The organism is Mycobacterium sp. E2989, assembly GCF_001667595.1.
Taxonomy (GTDB): domain Bacteria; phylum Actinomycetota; class Actinomycetes; order Mycobacteriales; family Mycobacteriaceae; genus Mycobacterium.
Genome location: NZ_LZJX01000072.1, coordinates 38,743 through 57,919, shown reverse-complemented (window position 1 = coordinate 57,919; position 19,177 = coordinate 38,743). Strand labels below are relative to the sequence as shown.

The 19,177-nt window shown below is 69.8% G+C and carries 20 protein-coding genes and 1 tRNA gene; 7 read left to right on the top strand and 14 right to left on the bottom strand.

Features of this window, described 5'->3' with window-relative positions; genetic code table 11:
- Window positions 1–64: 64 nt before the first annotated feature.
- Window positions 65–1,573 (top strand): molybdopterin-dependent oxidoreductase, encoded by a 1,509-nt coding sequence (locus A5680_RS13190; protein ID WP_156675100.1) that lies wholly within the window; start codon window positions 65–67, stop codon window positions 1,571–1,573.
- 4 nt (window positions 1,574–1,577) lie between these two features.
- Here A5680_RS13190 and A5680_RS13185 read toward each other — a convergent pair whose 3' ends face one another.
- From A5680_RS13185 to cobC, 6 genes are read right to left on the bottom strand one after another with little or no spacing between them, the layout of a single operon-like run.
- Window positions 1,578–1,778 (bottom strand): hypothetical protein, encoded by a 201-nt coding sequence (locus tag A5680_RS13185; protein ID WP_055404384.1) that lies wholly within the window; start codon window positions 1,776–1,778, stop codon window positions 1,578–1,580.
- A 21-nt stretch (window positions 1,779–1,799) separates the two neighbouring features.
- On the bottom strand, window positions 1,800–2,381 hold the full coding sequence (locus A5680_RS13180; protein ID WP_055404382.1) for a TetR-like C-terminal domain-containing protein: 582 nt from the start codon (window positions 2,379–2,381) through the stop codon (window positions 1,800–1,802).
- Window positions 2,382–2,398: 17 nt separating this feature from the next.
- Entirely contained in the window at window positions 2,399–3,511 is a 1,113-nt protein-coding gene (locus A5680_RS13175; RefSeq protein WP_067819964.1) for a bifunctional RNase H/acid phosphatase, read from the bottom strand.
- Entirely contained in the window at window positions 3,508–4,245 is a 738-nt protein-coding gene (locus A5680_RS13170; protein ID WP_067819961.1) for a zinc ribbon domain-containing protein, read from the bottom strand. The genes A5680_RS13175 and A5680_RS13170 overlap by 4 nt, the downstream gene beginning before the upstream one ends.
- Window positions 4,242–5,378 carry a Nif3-like dinuclear metal center hexameric protein gene (locus A5680_RS13165; protein ID WP_055404376.1) on the bottom strand — a complete coding sequence of 379 codons (1,137 nt, stop codon included), beginning with the start codon at window positions 5,376–5,378 and terminating at the stop codon, window positions 4,242–4,244. Before A5680_RS13165 ends, A5680_RS13170 begins: the two co-directional genes overlap by 4 nt.
- Window positions 5,375–6,403, bottom strand: a complete 1,029-nt coding sequence (cobC, locus tag A5680_RS13160) for an Rv2231c family pyridoxal phosphate-dependent protein CobC (RefSeq protein WP_055404374.1) — start codon at window positions 6,401–6,403, stop codon at window positions 5,375–5,377. The genes A5680_RS13165 and cobC overlap by 4 nt, the downstream gene beginning before the upstream one ends.
- A gap of 81 nt (window positions 6,404–6,484) precedes the next feature.
- Here cobC and A5680_RS13155 point away from each other — a divergent pair, with 81 nt between their 5' ends.
- From A5680_RS13155 to A5680_RS13145, 3 genes are read left to right on the top strand one after another with little or no spacing between them, the layout of a single operon-like run.
- Window positions 6,485–7,195: an HAD-IA family hydrolase gene (locus A5680_RS13155; protein WP_197281286.1), complete on the top strand. Its 711-nt coding sequence runs from the start codon at window positions 6,485–6,487 to the stop codon at window positions 7,193–7,195.
- Window positions 7,188–7,685, top strand: coding sequence for a low molecular weight protein-tyrosine-phosphatase (locus tag A5680_RS13150; protein WP_055404370.1), 498 nt, complete (start codon window positions 7,188–7,190; stop codon window positions 7,683–7,685). The genes A5680_RS13155 and A5680_RS13150 overlap by 8 nt, the downstream gene beginning before the upstream one ends.
- 1 nt (window position 7,686) lies before the next feature.
- Window positions 7,687–8,511, top strand: a complete 825-nt coding sequence (locus A5680_RS13145; RefSeq protein WP_055404368.1) for an SURF1 family protein — start codon at window positions 7,687–7,689, stop codon at window positions 8,509–8,511.
- A 57-nt stretch (window positions 8,512–8,568) separates the two neighbouring features.
- Here A5680_RS13145 and A5680_RS13140 read toward each other — a convergent pair whose 3' ends face one another.
- Together A5680_RS13140 and A5680_RS25740 are read right to left on the bottom strand one after the other, a co-directional pair.
- On the bottom strand, window positions 8,569–9,558 hold the full coding sequence (locus tag A5680_RS13140; protein ID WP_055404366.1) for a cobalamin biosynthesis protein: 990 nt from the start codon (window positions 9,556–9,558) through the stop codon (window positions 8,569–8,571).
- A 53-nt stretch (window positions 9,559–9,611) separates the two neighbouring features.
- A complete protein-coding gene (locus A5680_RS25740; RefSeq protein ID WP_156669581.1) occupies window positions 9,612–9,764 on the bottom strand; it encodes a hypothetical protein in 153 nt (50 codons plus the stop codon).
- A gap of 61 nt (window positions 9,765–9,825) precedes the next feature.
- Between A5680_RS25740 and A5680_RS13135 the strand changes: the two genes are divergently transcribed.
- Window positions 9,826–10,656 (top strand): oxygenase MpaB family protein, encoded by an 831-nt coding sequence (locus tag A5680_RS13135; protein ID WP_067819958.1) that lies wholly within the window; start codon window positions 9,826–9,828, stop codon window positions 10,654–10,656.
- Here A5680_RS13135 and A5680_RS13130 read toward each other — a convergent pair.
- The 6 genes from A5680_RS13130 to A5680_RS13105 all read right to left on the bottom strand — a co-directional run bounded on the left by A5680_RS13130 (window position 10,653) and on the right by A5680_RS13105 (window position 14,707).
- On the bottom strand, window positions 10,653–11,774 hold the full coding sequence (locus A5680_RS13130) for an epoxide hydrolase family protein (RefSeq protein WP_067820041.1): 1,122 nt from the start codon (window positions 11,772–11,774) through the stop codon (window positions 10,653–10,655). The two genes, A5680_RS13135 and A5680_RS13130, sit on opposite strands and share 4 nt — an antisense overlap.
- 146 nt (window positions 11,775–11,920) lie before the next feature.
- Window positions 11,921–12,955: a hypothetical protein gene (locus A5680_RS13125; protein ID WP_067819956.1), complete on the bottom strand. Its 1,035-nt coding sequence runs from the start codon at window positions 12,953–12,955 to the stop codon at window positions 11,921–11,923.
- An 84-nt stretch (window positions 12,956–13,039) separates the two neighbouring features.
- Window positions 13,040–13,114, bottom strand: a tRNA-Val gene (locus tag A5680_RS13120).
- Between the two features lie 46 nt (window positions 13,115–13,160).
- Window positions 13,161–13,622 carry a peroxiredoxin gene (locus A5680_RS13115; protein WP_055404361.1) on the bottom strand — a complete coding sequence of 154 codons (462 nt, stop codon included), beginning with the start codon at window positions 13,620–13,622 and terminating at the stop codon, window positions 13,161–13,163.
- Entirely contained in the window at window positions 13,622–14,044 is a 423-nt protein-coding gene (locus A5680_RS13110) for a DUF3052 domain-containing protein (RefSeq protein WP_055404358.1), read from the bottom strand. Before A5680_RS13110 ends, A5680_RS13115 begins: the two co-directional genes overlap by 1 nt.
- Window positions 14,045–14,125: 81 nt before the next feature.
- Window positions 14,126–14,707, bottom strand: a complete 582-nt coding sequence (locus A5680_RS13105; protein ID WP_082459927.1) for a hypothetical protein — start codon at window positions 14,705–14,707, stop codon at window positions 14,126–14,128.
- 184 nt (window positions 14,708–14,891) lie between these two features.
- Between A5680_RS13105 and aceE the strand changes: the two genes are divergently transcribed.
- Together aceE and A5680_RS13095 are read left to right on the top strand one after the other, a co-directional pair.
- Window positions 14,892–17,681: a pyruvate dehydrogenase (acetyl-transferring), homodimeric type gene (aceE, locus tag A5680_RS13100; RefSeq protein ID WP_067819952.1), complete on the top strand. Its 2,790-nt coding sequence runs from the start codon at window positions 14,892–14,894 to the stop codon at window positions 17,679–17,681.
- Window positions 17,682–17,833: 152 nt separating this feature from the next.
- A complete protein-coding gene (locus A5680_RS13095) occupies window positions 17,834–19,159 on the top strand; it encodes a CdaR family transcriptional regulator (RefSeq protein WP_067819949.1) in 1,326 nt (441 codons plus the stop codon).
- Window positions 19,160–19,177 lie beyond the last annotated feature (18 nt).

Sequence of the window (19,177 nt, the reverse complement as noted above, 5' to 3'; positions counted from 1 at the left end):
GGGATCCGGGCCGCTACGCGAGGATATGGGCATGACAACCACGCCGCCGACATCGAACGGGCGGATGATCGCCGGGGTCGCGGCGGCGTCCGTCGCGCTGGGGGTGGCCCAGCTGGTGGGCATCCCGTTCGGGGCGCGGGCCGACGCCCGGGCCGCGATCGGCTCGGCCGTCGTCGACCTGACACCGGGGCCGGTCAAAGAGTGGGCGATTCAAACCCTGGGCACCCTGGACAAGCTCTTCCTGGCCGTCGCCGTGCTCGTGGTGATCGCGGCGATCGCCGCGATCGCCGGAACGCTGGAGACCCCGCGCCGGCCGTTCGGCAGCGCCGTGATCGCGGCGGCGGGCGCGCTCGGATGCGCCGCGGTGCTGTCGCGGCCGGGCGCGAGCGCGCTCGACACGATCCCCACCGTCGCCGGCGCGGTCTGCGGCGTGGCGGCCCTTCGCTTGCTCACCCGCCGGTTCGGTTCCGGCCCCGAAGATTCCGATGCCGGCGAGCCGGACGCCGGCAGGCGCAGGCTGCTCGTGCTTTCGGTGCTGGGGTTCGGGGTGGTGAGCGGCGTGGCCGGTGCGGTGATCACGCGGTTGGTGCATTCGGTGGCCGCGGACCGCAACAGCTTCGCGCTTCCCCGTCCGCACGCGGCGGCGCCACCCATACCCGCCGACGTGCAGCCGAAAGGTGTTGAGCTGCCCAGCTTCATCACTCCCAGCGCCGACTTCTACCGGGTGGACACCGCGCTCGCGGTTCCCCAACTCAGCCACGGCGACTGGCGGCTGCGCATCCACGGCATGGTGAACCGCGAAGTTACGTACGGCTTCGCCGACCTCGCCGGCTTCGACGTGGTCGAAAAGGTGGCGACGCTGACCTGCGTATCGAATCCCGTTGGGGGCAAACTCATCTCGACGGGCGTCTGGACGGGTTACCGGGTTGCCGACCTGCTGGCGGCGGCCGGGGTGCATCCGGACGCCGACATGGTGCTCTCGACATCGATCGACGGATTCACCGCAGGCACACCGGTGGATGCGCTCACCGACGGCCGTGACGCGTTGCTGGCGGTCACCCTCAATGGCCAGCCCCTGCCGATCGAGCACGGCTATCCGGCGCGGCTGGTCGTGCAGGGACTCTACGGGTACGTGTCGGCCACCAAGTGGGTCGTCGACCTGGAGCTGACCCGCTTCGACAGGGCGGAGGCGTACTGGACGCGGCAGGGCTGGGCGCCACGTGCACCCGTCAAGACCCAGTCGAGGATCGACGTGCCGAGAGGTGGCCAGCGGGTGCCGATGGGCCCGGTCGTGTTTGGCGGCGTCGCATGGGCGCAGAATCGCGGCGTGCGGTCCGTGGAGGTCCGCATCGACGGCGGCGGGTGGCAGCCCGCCGAGCAGGGCGCGAGCTACTCCAACGAGACATGGCGGCTGTGGACGTTTCCCTGGGAGGCGAAAAGCCCTGGGAGGCACACCATCACGGTGCGCGCCACCGACAACACCGGGGCCACCCAGACCGCGGATCGCGTCCCTCCGGTCCCGGACGGCGCCACCGGCTGGCACACGGTGGACTTCACCGTCGCGGGGGCATGACGCGTTATCTCGACGAGAGCTTCCGCCAGCTGACCACCGCGATCACGACGCCGATCACCGCCGTGATGGGGCCGATGACCGACCAGGTGGTGGTGTTGCTCATCGGGCTACCACCGAGCACCCCGAATCCCTGGAGCGCCCAGATCGAACCGAACAACGCGAGGATCAACCCGAAGGCGAGGGTGGCGACGAATGTCCTTCTCATACCGGGATGCTACGCGCGCCCTCACTTGCGGGCGAGGGCGTGATACGCCATGTCGGCGATGGCCTCGCAGTATTCGTCATCGACGGGGACGTCGGAGTACAGGACGCGAATGTTGAGCGGCGACAGCACGATCTGAACCGCGGCCAGGGTGTTGACGCCCTCGCGCAATTCGCCCCGCTCCCTGGCCCGGTCCACGACCGCGCGCACGGCGGTGAAATGCGCCCACCAGAACCGCAACCGGGTGGCTTCGTCGTGTCCGCTGCGGCGGTCCATCACCAGCGAGCGCAGCAGCGTCCGACCCACCTCGGTGTTGATCCGATTGGTCACGTTGCGGGCCAACGCCTGTAGGTCGCCACGCAACGACCCGGTGTCGGTTCCCGTGTTCACCCTGTCGATGTCGGACAGCACCGCGTCGACGATGAGCCGGCGCCGGTCCCCCCAGTACCGGTACACCATCGCCGCGTCGAGGCGATGCCGTTCGGCGAGGGCTTCGATGCTGAACCGCTCGACACCCCAGCGGGACAATTCGTCGAGTACCGCCGGCATCACCCTCTCCCGGACGTCCGCGGGAATGGCTTCACGGGTCGGATCAGACGGCTCCATCGACGTCTCCTTCCGGCCTAGAGGTATCCGGTCTGGTTCACCAGGCGCACGGAAGACGCACCGTCGGAATAGAACTCGGCGATGCTCAGGGACGCCAGGTCCAGGTGCAACCGGTACAGGATGCCGGGACCGGCCTCCAGCGCGAGCCGCAGCAGCATTTTGATCGGCGTCACGTGCGAGACCACCAGCACCGTGCTGCCCTGATGCGCGGCGATGATCCGTTCCCGGGCCCGGACGACCCGATCGAGCACGGCATCAAAGCTCTCGCCGCCCGGTGGGGTGGTGCCGGTGTCACGCAGCCAGCGGCCGTGCAGCTCCGGGTCGCGCTCGGCGGCCTCCACGAAGGTCAGGCCCTCCCAGGCGCCGAAATCGGTTTCGATCAAGTCGTCGTCGACGGTCACGTCCAGGCCGAGCGCCTTGGCGGCCCGGGCCGCCGTGTCGTAGGCCCGCTGCAGCGGCGAGGAGAACACCGCCGAAATCCCGCCGCGCTGCGCGAGATAACGCGCCGCGGCGTCGGCCTGACTCCGGCCCACTTCGGTCAGGGCCGGGTTGCCGCGGCCCGAGTAGCGGCGCTGGGCCGACAGCTCGGTCTGTCCGTGCCGCAGCAACAGCAGCCTGGTCGGCGTGCCGCTGGCGCCGGTCCAGCCGGGCGCCTGTGGGGATTGCGCCGCAGCGGGTTTCGCGGATTCGGCCGCGCGCTCGTCGGGTTCGTTGGCCAGGTCGCTTTCGGCGGCCGCGTCCATCGCCTCGTTCGCCAACCGGTCGGCGTAGGAGTTGCGCTCGCGCGGAATCCACGTGTAGCTGATCCGGTCGAACCGCGACGCCAGCGCTTTCGCCTTGCCGTGCAGTTCGATCAGGTCGGGGTGCTTGACCTTCCACCGTCCCGACATCTGCTCCACCAACAGCTTGGAATCCAGGTAGACCGCGGCTTCGGTGGCGCCGAGTTGCAGGGCGTCGTCCAAACCGGCCAGCAGTCCCCGATATTCGGCCACGTTGTTGGTGGCCCGGCCGATCGCCCGCTTGTTCTCCGCCAGCGCCGTCGAGCGGTCCTCGGTCCACACCACGGCGCCGTACCCGGCGGGGCCGGGGTTTCCGCGCGACCCGCCGTCGGCCTCGATCACGACCTTCACTGGTCGCTCCCGTTGACCCGCAACAGGATCGCGCCGCACTCCGGGCAGCGCACCACGTCGTCCTCGGCGGCCGCGGAGATGCGGGACATCTCGCCGCGGTCGATCTCCAGGCGGCAGGCACCGCAGCGGCGCCCCAGCAGCGGCCCGGCGCCCGGACCTCCCCCGGCTCGCTGGCGTTCGTAGAGCGCCGACAGGGCGGGATCCAGCGCGGCGCTCAGGGTCTCGCGGCGTGACGAATGCGCCCGGCGTGCCTCGCTGATTTCGGCGAGCGCGGCGTCGAGAGCCTGCCGGGCGCCGGCCAATTCGGCCTCCAGCGCCTCGACCCTGCCCTGTGCGTCGTCCAGTTGGGTCTGCAGCTCCTCGCGCCGCTCCAGCACGTCCAGCAGCGAATCTTCCAGGCTGGCCTGGCGGCGCGTCAGGGTCTCCAGCTCGTGCTGGAGGTCCGACAACTGCTTGGCGTCGGCCGCCCCGGACTGCAGCAAGGATCGGTCGCGGTCTTCGCGCTGGCGCACCGCCTCGATCTCGGACTCGAACCGCGACACCTGAGTGTCGATGTCCTCCAACGCGATTCGGATGGCACCCACGCGGTCGCCGGCGGCGGTGAGTTCCTCCTGCAGCCGCTCGCAGGCCTGCTGCTCCGCCAGATGGCCGGCCCGGTGCGTGATGCGGGACAGCTCCGCATCCAGCTTCGACAGCTCGAGGAGCGAACGCTGCTGAGCGACTTCAGCCTTCATCGCTGGTCACCTTCCATCTGCCCCATGTTCCACGGGTCGGTGCGGATGCCGCACACCCGCACCGTCAGCGCCGCACCGAAACGGGACCGCAGCAGTTCGGCGGCCTGCTCGCACCAGGGAAATTCGCTCGCCCAGTGCGCCACGTCCACCAGCGCGACACTAGAGGACCGGCGATGCTCGTCGGCCGGATGGTGCCGCAGGTCGGCCGTAACGTAGGCCTGCACGCCCGCGCCGGCCGCGGTCGCCAGCAGCGAGTCCCCGGCCCCGCCGCAGACCGCGACCCGCGACACCGGCGCGTCGGGGTCGCCGGCCGCGCGGACGCCCCACACCGTTGGCGGCAGCGCGGCGTCCACGCGGGACACGAAGTCGCGCAGCGGTTCCGGGCGCGCCAGGGTGCCGATGCGGCCCAGCCCGGCGTCGCCGGGCAGGGGCAGCAACGCGAACACGTCGAACGCGGGCTCCTCGTAGGGGTGGGCGGCGCGCATCGCGGTCAGCACGGCCGCCCGGATCCGCGCCGGCGCGACGACCTCGAACCGGTCCTCGGTCACTCGCTCGACGGTCCCGACGCTGCCGATCGCGGGGGACGCGCCCTCGTGCGGCAGGAACTGACCGATGCCGGTGATGCTCCAGCTGCACTGCGAGTAGTCGCCGATGTGCCCGGCGCCGGCCTCGAACATGGCCGCCTGCACGGCTTCGGAGTTTTCGCGAGGCACGTAGACGACCCACTTGTCCAGGTCTGGCGCGGCGGTTCGCGGCTCGAGGGCCGCTTCGACGGTGAGGCCGAGGGCGTGGGCCAGCGCGTCGGACACGCCGGGCGAAGCCGAGTCGGCGTTGGTGTGCGCGGTGAACAGCGAACGGCCCGTTCGGATCAGGCGGTGCACCAGCGCGCCCTTGGGCGTGCTCGCCGCCACCGTGTCCACTCCGCGCAGCAGCAACGGGTGATGGGCCAGCAGCAGGCCGCCCTCGGGAACTTCGTCGACGACCGCGGGCGTCGCGTCGACCGCAACGGTCACCGACTCGGTGGCATCGTCGGGGTCGCCGCACACCAGTCCCACCGAGTCCCACGGCTCGGCGAGCCGCGGTGGGTAGGCCTCGTCCAGCGCGTCGATGATGTCGGCCAGCCGCACGCTCATCGCCGCACCTCCGAGATCGCCCGAACCAGCAGCGGCCACTCCCTGCGCACCGCGGCCCGCAGGTAGCGCTCGTCGAGGCCGACGAACGTATCGCAGCGGCGAATGGCGATCCCCTTGTCCTGCAGGCTCTTTCGGACCTTATCGGCCCCCGGCAAGCGGAACAGCACGAACGGGGCCCGGCCGGCGACCACCTCGGCGCCCACCGACGTCAGGCCGGCGACCATCTCGGCGCGCACCTCCGCCAGCCGCGCGGCACCGGCCGCCGCCTCGGCGACGGACTGCCGGCCGCAACACGCCGCGATGGCCGAAAGCTGCAGCGTGCCCACCGGCCAGTGCGCGCGCCGAGCGGTCAACCGGGCCAACACCTCCGGTGACCCAAGGGCGTAGCCCACCCGCAGCCCCGCCAGCGCCCACGTCTTGGTCAGGCTGCGCAGCACCAGCACGTCGGGCAGCGACTCAGCGGCCAGCGACTCGGGCTCGCCGGGGATCGAATCGGCGAACGCCTCGTCGACCACCAGGATGCGGCCGGGCCGGCGCAGCGCGAACAGCTGCTCGCGGGTGTGCACCACCGAGGTGGGGTTGGTGGGATTGCCCACGACGACCAGGTCGGCGTCGTCGGGAATGCTCACCCCGTCCAGGGCGAAGGGCGGCTCGAGCACGACGTGGTGCACGGGCACCCCGGCGGCGGTGAGCGCGTCGGCCGGCTCGGTGAACGACGGCGCGACGATCGCCGCCCGCGTCGGGCGCAGGTTGCTCAGCAAGGCGAACCCCTCGGCCGCCCCCGCCAGCGGCAGCACCTCGTCGCGGGCCCGGCCGTGCCGCTCGGCGATCGCGTGCTGCGCCGAACGCACGTCCCGCGCGCTCGGGTAGGAAGCCAGATCGGGCAGTCGCGCGGCCAGCCGGCGCACCAGCCACTCGGGCGGGTGGGTGTGTCGGACGTTGACGGCGAAATCCAGCATCCCCGGTGCGACCGCCTGGTCACCGTGATAGCGCGCCGCAGGCGGGCTCATGTTCAGACTCGCCACCCGAGAAACACTAGTGGGCCGCCCGACCCCGTGGCACCGACACCGTCACACCCGCCGAGGACCATCGAGGACAATGGTGAGGTGACAGGCACAGCGTCGGCGGATCGCCCGGCTTCCCGCTACCAAGCAACGTCGCCGGCTGCGGCGCAACTGGTGATCTTCGACCTCGACGGCACGCTCACCGATTCCGCCGAGGGCATCGTGGCCAGCTTCCTGCACGCGCTCGAGCACGTCGGCGTCGCGGTGCCCGACGGCGACCTGGTGGCCCAGATTGTGGGCCCGCCGATGGACGACACCTTCCGCGCCATGCTGGGCGAGGGGGCCGAGCCGGCGATCGCGGCGTTCCGCGCCGAATACGGCAGCCGCGGCTGGGCGATGAACACCCTGTTCGACGGCATCGAGCCGCTGCTGGCCGACCTGAGCGCCGCCGGCGTCCGGCTCGCCGTGGCCACCTCGAAGCTGGAACCGACGGCGCGGCGCATCCTCGCCCACTTCGGGCTCGATCGGCATTTCGAGGTGATCGCCGGGGCCAGCCCCGACGGCTCGCGCAAGACCAAGGTCGACGTGCTCACGCACGCACTCGAACAGCTGCAGCCTCTGCCGGAAAGGGTGCTGATGGTCGGCGACCGCAGCCACGACGTGCACGGCGCGGCCGCGCACGGCATCGACACGGTGGTGGTCGGCTGGGGTTACGGCCAAGCCGACTTCCCCGACGGCGCGGCGGTCGCCGGCGCCACGGCGGTGACGCACGCCGCCACCATCGACGAGCTGCGGGCGGTGCTGGGTGTCTGAGCGCGAGCCGCTGCACGTCACGTTCGTCTGCACCGGAAACATCTGCCGGTCGGTGATGGCCGAGAAGATGTTCGCCGACCAGCTGCGGCGCCGCGGCCTCGCCGACGCGGTCCGGGTGACCAGCGCGGGCACCGGCAACTGGCACGTCGGCGAATGCGCCGACCGCCGGGCGACCGACGTGCTGCGCGCCCACGGCTACTCCACCGACCATCGCGCCGCGCAGGTCGACGCCGACCATCTGCGCGCCGACCTGGTGGTGGCCTTGGGCCGCAACCACCTTCGGATGCTGCGCGAGTTGGGCGTCGACGAGGAGCGGGTGCGGATGCTGCGCTCCTTCGACCCGCGGTCGGGCGCGCACGCCCTCGACGTCGACGACCCGTACTACGGCGACGCCCAAGATTTCGAGGACGTCTTCACCGTCATCGAGGCGTCGCTGCCCGGCCTGCACGCGTGGGTCGACGATCGACTCGGCCGGAACGGATCCGGCTGACATGCGTCGGCTGGCGTTCCTGCTGCGGCCCGGCTGGATAGCCCTGGCGCTGGTGGTCATCGCCTTCACCTACCTGTGCTTCACGGTGCTGGCGCCGTGGCAGCTGGGTAAGCACAACCGGACGTCGCGGGAGAACCGTCAGATCGAGCATTCCCTCAACACCGCGCCCGTTCCCATCAAAACGCTTCTACCACAACAGGATTCGTCTGCCCCGGACGCGCAGTGGCGCCGGGTAACGGCCACCGGGCGCTACCTGCCCGGCGTCCAGGTGCTGGCCCGGCTGCGGGTGATCGAGGGCAAGCCGGCATTCGAGGTGCTGGCCCCGTTCGTCGTCGACGACGGACCCACCGTCCTCGTCGACCGCGGTTACGTGCGGCCCGAGCAGGGGGCCGAGGTCCCGCCCATCCCACCGCCGCCGCAGGATCCGGTCACCATCACCGCCAGGCTGCGCGATTCCGAGCCCGTCGCCGCCGGGAAGGATCCCTTCTCGCAAGACGGTGTGCCGCAGGTGTATTCGATCAACACCGGGCAGGTCGCGGCACTGACCAAGGTGCCGCTGGCCGGGTCCTACCTTCAGCTGACCGAAAACCAGCCCGGCGGGCTCGGCGTGATCGACGTGCCGCATCTGGACGCGGGCCCGTTCCTGTCCTACGGCATCCAGTGGATTTCGTTCGGCATCGTGGCCCCGCTCGGATTGGGCTACTTCGTGTATTCCGAGATCCGCGTCCGCCGCCGAGAAAAGCAGCAGCGACCCGAGGCGGTTACGTCAGCGGCGCCGAAGACGGTGGAGGCGAAACTCGCCGATCGCTACGGCCGCCGGCGCTAGCGAGCTCCATCGTGCGCTGAGGGCCTTCAGTGTGCGCTGAGGGCTAGGAACTCGCGATTATTCCGCCCTGGATGCACTTCCGATGCCGCCGTCGCACACTCGGCGCCTCGCAAGCGCTCTCGATGCCCCGCACAGCCCGACGAACAGCGCGGCGCCCGCCTGCACCGTGCGCGACAGCGCCACCGCCCGGCGCAGGTCGGCCACCGTCGGCTCGTGGCCGTCGCCCAGCGTGGGGCGGATCTGCAGCTCGTGGTGGTACTGCGTGGGCCCGCCCAGCCGCACGCCGAGCGCCCCGGCGAAGGCCGCCTCGACGACGCCGGCGTTGGGGCTGGGGTGGCGGGCGGCATCGCGGCGCCAGGCCCGCACCGCGCCCGAGGGCGACCCGCTCACGAACGGCGCGCACATCACCACCAGGGCCGCGGTCGCCCGCGCGCCCACGTAGTTGGCGGCATCGTCCAATTTCGCTGCGGCCCAGCCGAATCGGGCGTAGCGCCCCGAGCGGTAGCCGATCATCGAGTCGAGCGTGTTGACGCCGCGGTACGCCAGCACCGCGGGCACCCCGCCCGCGGTGGCGCACAGCAGCGGCGCCACCTGGGCGTCGGACGTGTTCTCCGCGATCGATTCCAGCGACGCCCGCGTCAGCCCGGCGCCGTCCAGCCAGGCCGGGTCCCGCCCGCACAGCGACGGCAGCAGCCGGCGCGCGGCCTCGATGTCGCCGCGTTCCAGCAGCTCCGACATCGCCAGGCCGGTGCGCGCCAACGAGGTTCCGCCCACCGACACCCAGGTGGCCGCCGCGACGGCCGCGATCGACCAGGGCCGGCCGCGGCGGTCGGCGGCTCGTTGCAGCGCTGCCCCGAGCAGGGCCACGCCCCCGACCAGCACGCCGACGTGCAGCGCCCCGGCGGCCCGGGTATCGCGGTAGGTCATGCGCTCGACGGCGGCCGCGGCCCGGCCGAACGCCGCGACCGGATGCCCGCGTGCCGGGTCGCCCAGCGCCACGTCGGCGAGGTAACCCACCAGCACGCCGGCAAGCCGCGTCGCAACCACCTCGGCAGCGTCTCACACGCGGTCGGGCCGCCCACGCGGGCGCAACCAACGCTCTAGGCCATGGCGAGGATGCCCGCGAAGATCACCACGGCGATCAGCAGGCCGATTACCCACCAGATCAGCAGGGATGGTTCGAGCGTGCCGGTCGCAACGGCCGCCCGGTGCCGCGCCGGCCCGGTGGCCGAGACGCCGAATTGGGTGCTCATTCCGCTAGGCGTGCCCGTTTTCGGGCGGTTGTAACCCGCGGCACATGGTTCACTCGAAGACATGGCGTCGTCCGCGACGAAGCGGCCCGCGGCCCGGGTCGCCGACCTGCTGAACCCCGCGGCCGTGTTGTTGCCCGCCGCCAACGTGATCATGCAGTTGTCGTTGCCCGGCGTCGGGTACGGCGTGCTGGAGAGCCCGGTGGACAGCGGCAACGTCTACAAGCATCCGTTCAAACGGGCCCGCACCACCGGCACCTACCTGGCGGTCGCCACCATCGGGACGGAGTCCGACCGCGCGCTGATCCGCGGCGCCGTGGACACCGTGCACCGGCAGGTCCGCTCGACGTCGGCAAGCCCGGTGCCCTACAACGCGTTCGACCCGAAGTTGCAGCTGTGGGTGGCCGCGTGCCTCTACCGCTATTTCGTCGACCAGCATGAATTCCTGCACGGCCCGCTCGATGACGCCGCGGCCGACGCCGTATATCTCGACGCCGCCCGGCTCGGCACCACGCTGCAGGTGCCTGAGGGCATGTGGCCGGTGGACCGGGCGGCGTTCGACGCGTACTGGAAGCGCTCGCTCGACGAGCTGCGCATCGACCCTCCCGTGCGCGAGCATCTGCACGGCGTCGCCTCGCTGGTCTTCCTGCCGTGGCCGCTGCGCGTACTGGCCGGTCGGTTCAACCTGTTTGCGACGACGGGGTTCTTGGCCCCGGAGTTTCGGGCGTTGATGGGCCTGGACTGGTCGCCGGGCCAGCAGCGCCGGTTCGGGTGGCTGCTGTCCGCGCTGCGGGTGGCCGACCTCTTCCTACCGCACGGAATCTGGCTGCTCGGGTACCAGATCTACTTGTGGGACATGCGATTTCGCGCCCGACGCGGTTGGCGGATCGTCTAGGACCGCACCGTCGCGAAGAATGCGCGAACGTCGTCGACGAACAGCTCCGGTTGCTCGAACGCGGCGAAGTGCCCGCCGCGCTCCATGTCCGTCCAGTGCGTGATGTTGTAGACCGGCTCGCACCAGCTTCTGGGCGCCTTCAGCAGCTCGTGCGGGAAAGCCGCCACGCCCGTGGGCAATTCGACGCGGTCCAGCTGCCCAAACACCCTGAAGCTCTCCCAGTACAGGCGGGCCGAGGACGCGCCGCTGTTGGTCACCCAATAGAGCATCACGTTGTCGAGCAACTCGTCTCGGGTGAATACGTTTTCCGGGTGGCCGTCGCAATCGGCCCACGCCCAGAACTTTTCGACGATCCACGCCAGCTGCCCCACCGGTGAATCGGCCAGCCCGTAGCCCAGCGTCTGCGGCCGGGTGGACTGCTGCTTGGAATAGCCGGTGCCCCACTTGCGGTGCTCGGCCATCGCGGCCATCGCCCGTTGCTCCTCCGGGGTCGGGTCGGCCAGCGATTCCTTGGTGGGTCGCCCGATCGGCATGTTGAGGTGGATGCCCGCGCAGTGGCCGCGGTTTCGGCCGATCTGGGTGGTCACGGCGGCGCCCCAGTCGCCGCCCTGGGCGCCGTAACGGTCGTAGCCCAGGCGCAGCATCAGCGTCTCCCACGCCTCGGCGATCTTCTCGACACCCCAGCCCGTGCGGGAGGGCTTGCCGGAGAACCCGTACCCGGGAAGCGACGGGCAGACCACGTGAAAGGCGTCCTCGGCGCGCCCGGACGCCGGATTGGTCAGCGGCTCGATCACCTTGTGGAACTCTACGATCGAGCCGGGCCAGCCGTGGGTGATCAGCAGCGGGAACGCGTCGGCATGCGGCGAGCGCTGGTGGATGAAATGGATGTCCAGCCCGTCGATTTCGGTGACGAACTGGTGGAAGCGATTGAGCGCGGCCTCCCGGGACCGCCAGTCGTATTCGTCGGCCCAATAGGCCGCCAGGTCGCGGGTGTAGGCCAGCGGCATGCCCTGGCTCCAGTCGTCCACGCATTCGGCTTCCGGCCAGCGCGTGCGAGCCAGCCGCGAGCTCAGGTCCTCCAGGACGGCGTCAGGGACGTCGATGCGAAACGGTTCCACGGATTGCTCGGTCACGCCCCCGAGGTTGCCACATCGCCGGGAAGGCCCGCGAGTGAATCGCAGCCTGACCGATCCGACAATCCGAATTACCGCTACGCCGGGCCCAATGACTTTAAGCGGCAAGCCGACTCACCTTGGGTTGAGCCTCAGTTCGTTTGGTCGAATCGCTCGCGTTGCCGGACTCCGTATGCCGCCGCTTTAACGGCCTCGTCGTCTTCCATCCCGGATCCCAGGGCACCGCCCAATGTTGCGACTGCCGCAACCAACCAGGCCATCAACAACAGGGTCGAGAGGTTGACGGGGTGACCGATGTTATGAGCGACCATTTGCGGGGGGAGGGTCCACCACGCAGTGAGCAGTAACAGGATGAACAGCCCAACATGGAAAACGATGACGCCGATCAGCAGGGTGACGACAGTGGAGACGTTGTACAACACCGCGCGTTCACGTTCGTCGGCCGAATGCGGGCGCTCCCAGAGCTTGTGTTCGATGATGAGCCAGGCGATCATCGCCGCGCTCGCCAAGATCGTTGCGGTGCTCAATCGCCACGAGCCCATAGACGCGGACAGCTGCCAAATCGTCGGATACGCGAGGCTGACTGCCCCTGTGGCGAATGCCGCCATCATCACTTTGGACATGCCGGTAACCAATCGCCACGGGCGGTTGGCGTAAACCATGCCCGTCAGAAGCCGCAGCCGGGACAGGGCTGTCGGCGCGACGTAGCGGACAACGTCATGCTCCTGTCGCCGCGTCAGTCGCTTTACCGACGGAGTGTGCTCGTCCGACTGGTCGGTGACCTCGGCGACGATGGTCCGCGCCAAATGCCCCACCCGACGATCGATGAACACACCACCTACCCCTGGAATGGAAATCACTCCGAGTCGGTCGGGCACGCTGATCTCGGCTATCACCGGCGTTGTCCCCCGGCGTCGGGGTAGGTCCGTCAGGTAGATGACAATGTCTTCGCTCTCCCCACCCGGGTCGATGGCGCCGACCACGTCTGAGACTTCGGCATGCTCGTCGATCGGATAGGCCTGACGGCGCACCGACACGTCCCACCTGTCCTGCGCGGGGGCCCAGTCCGTGAGCGCGCTTGCAAGCGGATCAGACAGACGCTCGGCAATCGCCGCGGGCGCTCCGGGATCGGCGATAAGCAAGATTGACGATGGTTCCCCTGGCATCGTCCTCGCCTACCCGCGCTCCGAGCGGCCAAACTTTGTCGCCGCCGCGGCACGCGTCCGCGCGACTAATGCCCTGAGTGCATTTGGTGGGCGCGGACGGTATCGAACCGCCGACCGCTGGTGTGTAAAACCAGAGCTCTACCACTGAGCTACGCGCCCGTGCCCGAGGCAGGCTACACGCACAACGCCCGAGTACCCAAAACTTTCAGCCCCGCAAAGCGGCCAGCGCGTCGGTCCACAGCCGCTGGTTGCGGGATTCGCCGGGCTGTTTCATCTCGGCGAACCGGATGACGCCGGACTTGTCGATGACGAAGGTGCCGCGATTGGGGTAGCCGGCCTCGTCATTGAACACGCCGTAGGCCTGGCTGACCTCGCCGTGCGGCCAGAAATCCGACAGCACCGGGAAGGTAAACCCGCTCTCCAGCGACCAGATCCGGTGCGTGGGCGGCGGACCCACCGAGATGGCCAGCGTCGCGCTGTCGTCGTTCTCGTAGTCGGGCAGGTGATCGCGCAACTGGTCCAGCTCGCCCTGGCAGATGCCGGTGAACGCCAGTGGGAAGAACACCAGCAGCACGTTCTTGGCGCCGCGATAGGAGCTCAGGGTGACCCGCTGTTGGTTCTGGTCGCGCAGTGTGAAGTCCGGGGCGGTGGCGCCAACGGGCAGCATCAACGCTTCCCGGTTCGCGACTTCGGCTGCACCAGCCGGCTGGCGCTCCAGTCACCCAGGTTGACCGACGACGTCGGCATCAGGCCGGCGGTGGGGGCCGCCTCGGCGATCTCGGCCGGCAGAACGTGGCCGGGCTTGCCGGTCTTGGGCGTCAGCACCCAGATCACGCCGTCCTCGGCCAGCGGGCCGATCGCGTCCATCAGGGTGTCCACCAGGTCGCCGTCCCCGTCTCGCCACCACAACAGCACCACGTCGACGACCTCGTCGGTGTCCTCGTCGAGCAGGTCACCGCCGCATGCTTCCTCGACGTCAGCACGGATTTCGTCGTCGGTGTCCTCGTCCCAGCCCCATTCCTGGACAACTTGGTCCCGTTGGATGCCCAGTTTGCGAGCGTAGCTCGGGGCGTGATCCGCCGCGACCACCGTGGAGCCTCCTTAAACCGTGCCGCCTCGTGCGATGGGGATTATCGTCGCACAGCCGCAACCGGCTCGACACCCGCGCCTTTAGAAGGATGCCAGGCACAGTTTCAGCGCCTTCGTCTTGGCGTCGTTGAGCCGGTCCACCCGCCGATTGAATTCGCCCGTCGCCGCGTGGGTGCCGATGGCGTTGGCCACCCCATGCGCCGCGTCGATGTACATGTTGAACGCGTCCTTCAACTGCTGGGACAGCGCGTCGTTGAAGCTGTTGCTGACCGTGTCGGCGCTGTTGTTCAGCGCGTCGATCGCCGGGCCCTCCGTCGGGCCGGTGTTGCGCCCCGCGTTGAACGCCCCGACGAAGATGTTGACCTTGTCGATCGCGTCCTTGCTCGTGGTGGCCAGGTTGTCGCACGACGTCCGCACCGCCCGGGTGGTCAGCGATTGTTGGCGCTGGGACTCGCGCACCCGCGACGTCGCCGACGACGCGGACGCCGATGCGGACACCGACTGCCGATACGCCGGGGCCACCTGGGTGTCGGGGGTGGCCGTGCCGTTGGTGACGGTGGTACACCCGACGATCCCCATCAGCGTCGCCGCAATACATCCGAGCGCCAGAGCACCTCGCCTGGGGAAGCTCCCCGCAAGGGCGGCACGCGATCCGCTGAGCACGGCTCAGACGTTACCGGGTGGGTTTCCCGATCGTCCCGCTACGCACGAGTTCGTGTCCGCCGCGTGAACCCGCGCCCGCTACCAGGCGTCGGCTAGCCCTGCCAAACGCTGGTGCGGCACGATAGAGGGATACGGTGCGCAGCACCCCGAGGGCGCAAGCCCCGACAACTACAGGAGCAGTGCGTTGACAACCGAGTTCGCGCGCCACGATCTGGCCAAAACCCCTAGCAGCGCAAGCGAACCCGACCGCGTTCGGGTGATCCGCGAAGGCGTCGCGTCGTACCTGCCCGACATCGACCCCGAAGAGACGTCGGAGTGGCTGGAGTCCTTCGACGAACTCCTCGAGCGCTCCGGCCCGGCGCGGGCGCGCTACCTGATGCTGCGGCTGCTGGAACGGGCCGGGGAACAGCGCGTCGCCATCCCCTCGCTCACGTCAACCGATTACGTCAACACGATCCCGACCGAACTGGAACCGTGGTTCCCCGGCGACGAGGACGTCGAGCGGCGCTTCCGGGCGTGGATCCGGTGGAACGCCGCCATCATGGTGCACCGCGCCCAGCGGCCGGGAGTCGGCGTGGGGGGCCACATTTCGACGTACGCGTCGTCGGCGGCGCTGTACGAGGTCGGCTTCAACCACTTCTTCCGCGGCAAATCGCATCCCGGCGGCGGCGACCAGGTCTTCATCCAGGGCCACGCGTCCCCGGGCATCTATGCGCGCGCGTTCCTCGAAGGCCGGCTCAGCGAGGACCGGCTCGACGGCTTCCGCCAGGAACACAGCCACGCCGGCGGCGGGTTGCCGTCCTACCCGCACCCACGGCTGATGCCCGACTTCTGGGAATTCCCCACCGTGTCGATGGGACTGGGGCCGCTCAACGCCATCTACCAGGCGCGGTTCAACCACTACCTGCACGACCGCGGCATCAAGGACACCTCCGATCAGCACGTGTGGTGCTTCCTGGGCGACGGCGAGATGGACGAGCCGGAAAGCCGCGGGCTGGCGCACGTCGGCGCGCTCGAGGGGCTGGACAACCTGACCTTCGTGATCAACTGCAACCTGCAGCGCCTCGACGGCCCGGTGCGCGGCAACGGCAAGATCATCCAGGAGCTGGAGTCGTTCTTCCGGGGCGCCGGCTGGAACGTCATCAAGGTGGTCTGGGGCCGCGAGTGGGACGCCCTGCTGCACGCCGACCGCGACGGCGCGCTGGTGAACCTGATGAACACCACGCCCGACGGCGACTACCAGACGTACAAGGCCAACGACGGCGCCTACGTCCGCGACCACTTCTTCGGCCGCGACCCGCGCACCAAGGCGCTCGTCGAGAACATGACCGACGCCGAGATCTGGAACCTCAAACGCGGCGGCCACGACTACCGCAAGGTGTACGCCGCCTACCGGGCCGCGATCGACCACAAGGGCCAGCCGACCGTGATCCTGGCCAAGACCATCAAGGGCTACTCGCTGGGCGCGCACTTCCAGGGCCGCAACGCCACCCATCAGATGAAAAAGCTTGCGCTGGAAGACCTTAAGCGCTTCCGGGACTCCATGCGGATCCCGGTCAGCGACGCCCAGCTGGACGAGAACCCCTACCTGCCGCCCTACTACCACCCCGGGCCGGACGCCCCGGAGATCCGCTACATGCTCGACCGTCGCCGCACGCTCGGCGGCTTCCTGCCCGAGCGCCGCACCAAGGCCAAGGCGCTCAAGCTGCCGCCCCGCGACATCTACGCCGCGCTGAAGAAGGGGTCGGGCACCCAGGAGGTCGCCACCACCATGGCGACCGTGCGCACCTTCAAGGAAGTGTTGCGGGACAAGGAGATTGGGCCGCGCATCGTCCCGATCATTCCCGACGAGGCGCGCACGTTCGGCATGGACTCGTGGTTCCCGTCGCTGAAGATCTACAACCGCCTCGGCCAGCTGTACACCGCCGTCGACGCCGAGCTGATGCTGGCCTACAAGGAAAGCGAAGTCGGGCAGATCCTGCACGAGGGCATCAACGAGGCCGGGTCGGTGGGGTCGTTCATCGCGGCAGGCACGTCGTACGCGACGCACAACGAGCCGATGATCCCGATCTACATCTTCTATTCGATGTTCGGCTTCCAGCGCACCGGCGACGGGCTGTGGGCCGCCGCGGACCAGATGGCCCGCGGCTTCCTGCTCGGGGCCACCGCGGGGCGCACCACGCTGACCGGCGAGGGCCTGCAGCACGCCGACGGCCACTCGCTGCTGCTGGCCAGCACCAACCCGGCGGTGGTGGCCTACGACCCGGCGTTCGCTTATGAGATCGCCTACATCGTCGAGAGCGGGCTGGCCCGGATGTTCGGGGACAACCCGGAGGACGTGTACTTCTACATCACCGTCTACAACGAGCCGTACGTGCAGCCGCCGGAGCCGGAGAACTTCGATCCCGAGGGCGTGCTGCGGGGCATCTACCGTTACCGCCCCGCCACCGAGCAGCGCGCCAACACCGCGCAGCTCCTGGCGTCCGGCGTGGCGATGCCCTCGGCGCTGCAGGCGGCCGAGATGCTGGCCGCCGAGTGGGACGTCGCGGCCGACGTCTGGTCGGTGACCAGCTGGGGCGAGCTCAACCGCGACGGCCTGGCCGTCGAGAAGGCGCGGCTGCGGCACCCCGACCGCCCGGCCGGGACCGCCTACGTGACCCAGGCGCTGGCGAACGCCAGCGGGCCGGTCGTCGCCGTGTCGGACTGGATGCGCGCGGTGCCCGAGCAGATCCGTCCGTGGGTGCCCGGCACATTCGTCACCCTGGGCACCGATGGGTTCGGCTTCTCCGACACCCGGCCCGCCGCGCGGCGCTACTTCAACACCGACGCCGAGTCGCAGGTGGTCGCGGTGCTGGAGGCACTGGCCCGCGACGGCGAGATCGACCCGTCGGTGCCGGTCGCGGCGGCCCGGCAGTACAAGATCGACGACGTGCAGGCCGCCCCGGAGCAGACGTCCGACCCCGGGGTGGCCTGAGGGCCTCCCACGCTGACCTGCTTCCCGCGAGTGTGCGGCCAGCCGCACAGTGGGCGCCCAGTGTGCGGCCAGCCGCACACTCGACGCCCGCAAGGCGCGCCACCCCCGCTCCCTTTGGCACTTCCTTCTAAAAAATGGCGTAGGTTTTAGCTGTGAATGACAATCCGTTCGCCGGCCCGTTCGCGAAGCAGCCGCGGTCGCCGCTCGAACTGCTGGACACGGTCCCGGACTCCGTCCTGCGCCGGCTGAAGCAGCACTCCGGCCGGCTGGCCACCGAGGCGGTGTCGGTCATGGGCGATCGGTTGCCGTTCTTCGCCGATCTCGAGGCATCGCAGCGGGCCAGTGTGGCCTTGGTGGTACAGACGGCGATCAACAACTTCGTCGAGTGGATGCAGGACCCGCACAGCGACGTCAGCTACACCGCCCAGGCGTTCGAGCTGGTGCCTCAGGACCTGGCCCGCCGGATCGCGCTGCGACACAGCGTGGACATGGTCCGCGTCACCATGGAGTTCTTCGAAGAGGTGCTGCCGCTGGTGGCCCGCTCCGAGGAGCAGCTGACCGCGCTGACCGTCGGCGTCCTGAAGTACAGCCGCGACCTGGCGTTCACCTCCGCCTCGGCCTACGCGAACGCCGCCGAGGCGCGCGGCACCTGGGACAGCCGCATGGAGGCCAGCGTCGTCGACGCGGTCGTCCGCGGCGACACCGGTCCCGAGCTTTTGTCCCGGGCCGCGGCGCTGAACTGGGACACCACCGCCCCGGCCACGGTCGTGGTCGGGGTCCCCGCGCCCGGCCCCGACGGGTCGACCGGCCCGGGCGACGACCAGCGGGCCAGTCAGCACGTCCGCGACGTCGCCGCGCGCCACGGCCGCGCCGCCCTGACAGACGTGCACGGCACCTGGCTGGTCGCTATCGTGTCCGGCCAACTGTCACCTACTGACAAATTCCTCGGCGAGCTGCTGGACGCCTTCTCGGACGGCCCGGTGGTCATCGGGCCGACGGCGCCCATGCTTACCGCGGCCTACCACAGTGCGAGCGAGGCGATCTCCGGCATGAACGCCGTTGGCGGCTGGCGCGGGGCGCCGCGGCCGGTCCAGGCGCGAGAACTCCTGCCCGAACGCGCCCTGATGGGGGACGCCTCGGCGATCGTGGCGCTGCACACCGATGTGATGGGGCCGATGGCCGACGCCGGGCCCACGCTCATCGAAACCCTGGACGCGTATTTAGATTGCGGCGGCGCGATTGAGGCCTGTGCCAGAAAGTTGTTCGTTCATCCAAATACCGTGCGCTACCGGCTCAAGCGGATCACCGACTTCACCGGACGCGATCCCACCCAGCCCCGCGACGCGTACGTGCTGCGAGTGGCCGCCACCGTCGGCCAGCTCAACTACCCCACCGCTCCCGCTAGCGTCGGCACCAACGCGCTGCCCCCGGTTCCGCTGCCGGTCAGGGCCGCTGTTGGGGGTCAATCCGAGCGATAGTGATCCAGGCAACAGATC

What these genes read in the sequence shown, in the direction of transcription:
- A5680_RS13115 (WP_055404361.1), bottom strand. Translation starts at nt 13,622, where the DNA reads ATGCTGCCCGTTGGCGCCACCGCCCCGGACTTCACACTGCGCGACCAG.
- A5680_RS13135 (WP_067819958.1), top strand. Translation starts at nt 9,826, where the DNA reads ATGGCGTCGTCCGCGACGAAGCGGCCCGCGGCCCGGGTCGCCGACCTG.
- A5680_RS13125 (WP_067819956.1), bottom strand. Translation starts at nt 12,955, where the DNA reads ATGCCAGGGGAACCATCGTCAATCTTGCTTATCGCCGATCCCGGAGCG.
- A5680_RS13145 (WP_055404368.1), top strand. Translation starts at nt 7,687, where the DNA reads ATGCGTCGGCTGGCGTTCCTGCTGCGGCCCGGCTGGATAGCCCTGGCG.
- A5680_RS13185 (WP_055404384.1), bottom strand. Translation starts at nt 1,778, where the DNA reads ATGAGAAGGACATTCGTCGCCACCCTCGCCTTCGGGTTGATCCTCGCG.
- A5680_RS13165 (WP_055404376.1), bottom strand. Translation starts at nt 5,378, where the DNA reads ATGAGCGTGCGGCTGGCCGACATCATCGACGCGCTGGACGAGGCCTAC.
- A5680_RS13190 (WP_156675100.1), top strand. Translation starts at nt 65, where the DNA reads ATGATCGCCGGGGTCGCGGCGGCGTCCGTCGCGCTGGGGGTGGCCCAG.
- A5680_RS13170 (WP_067819961.1), bottom strand. Translation starts at nt 4,245, where the DNA reads ATGAAGGCTGAAGTCGCTCAGCAGCGTTCGCTCCTCGAGCTGTCGAAG.
- A5680_RS13180 (WP_055404382.1), bottom strand. Translation starts at nt 2,381, where the DNA reads ATGGAGCCGTCTGATCCGACCCGTGAAGCCATTCCCGCGGACGTCCGG.
- A5680_RS25740 (WP_156669581.1), bottom strand. Translation starts at nt 9,764, where the DNA reads ATGAGCACCCAATTCGGCGTCTCGGCCACCGGGCCGGCGCGGCACCGG.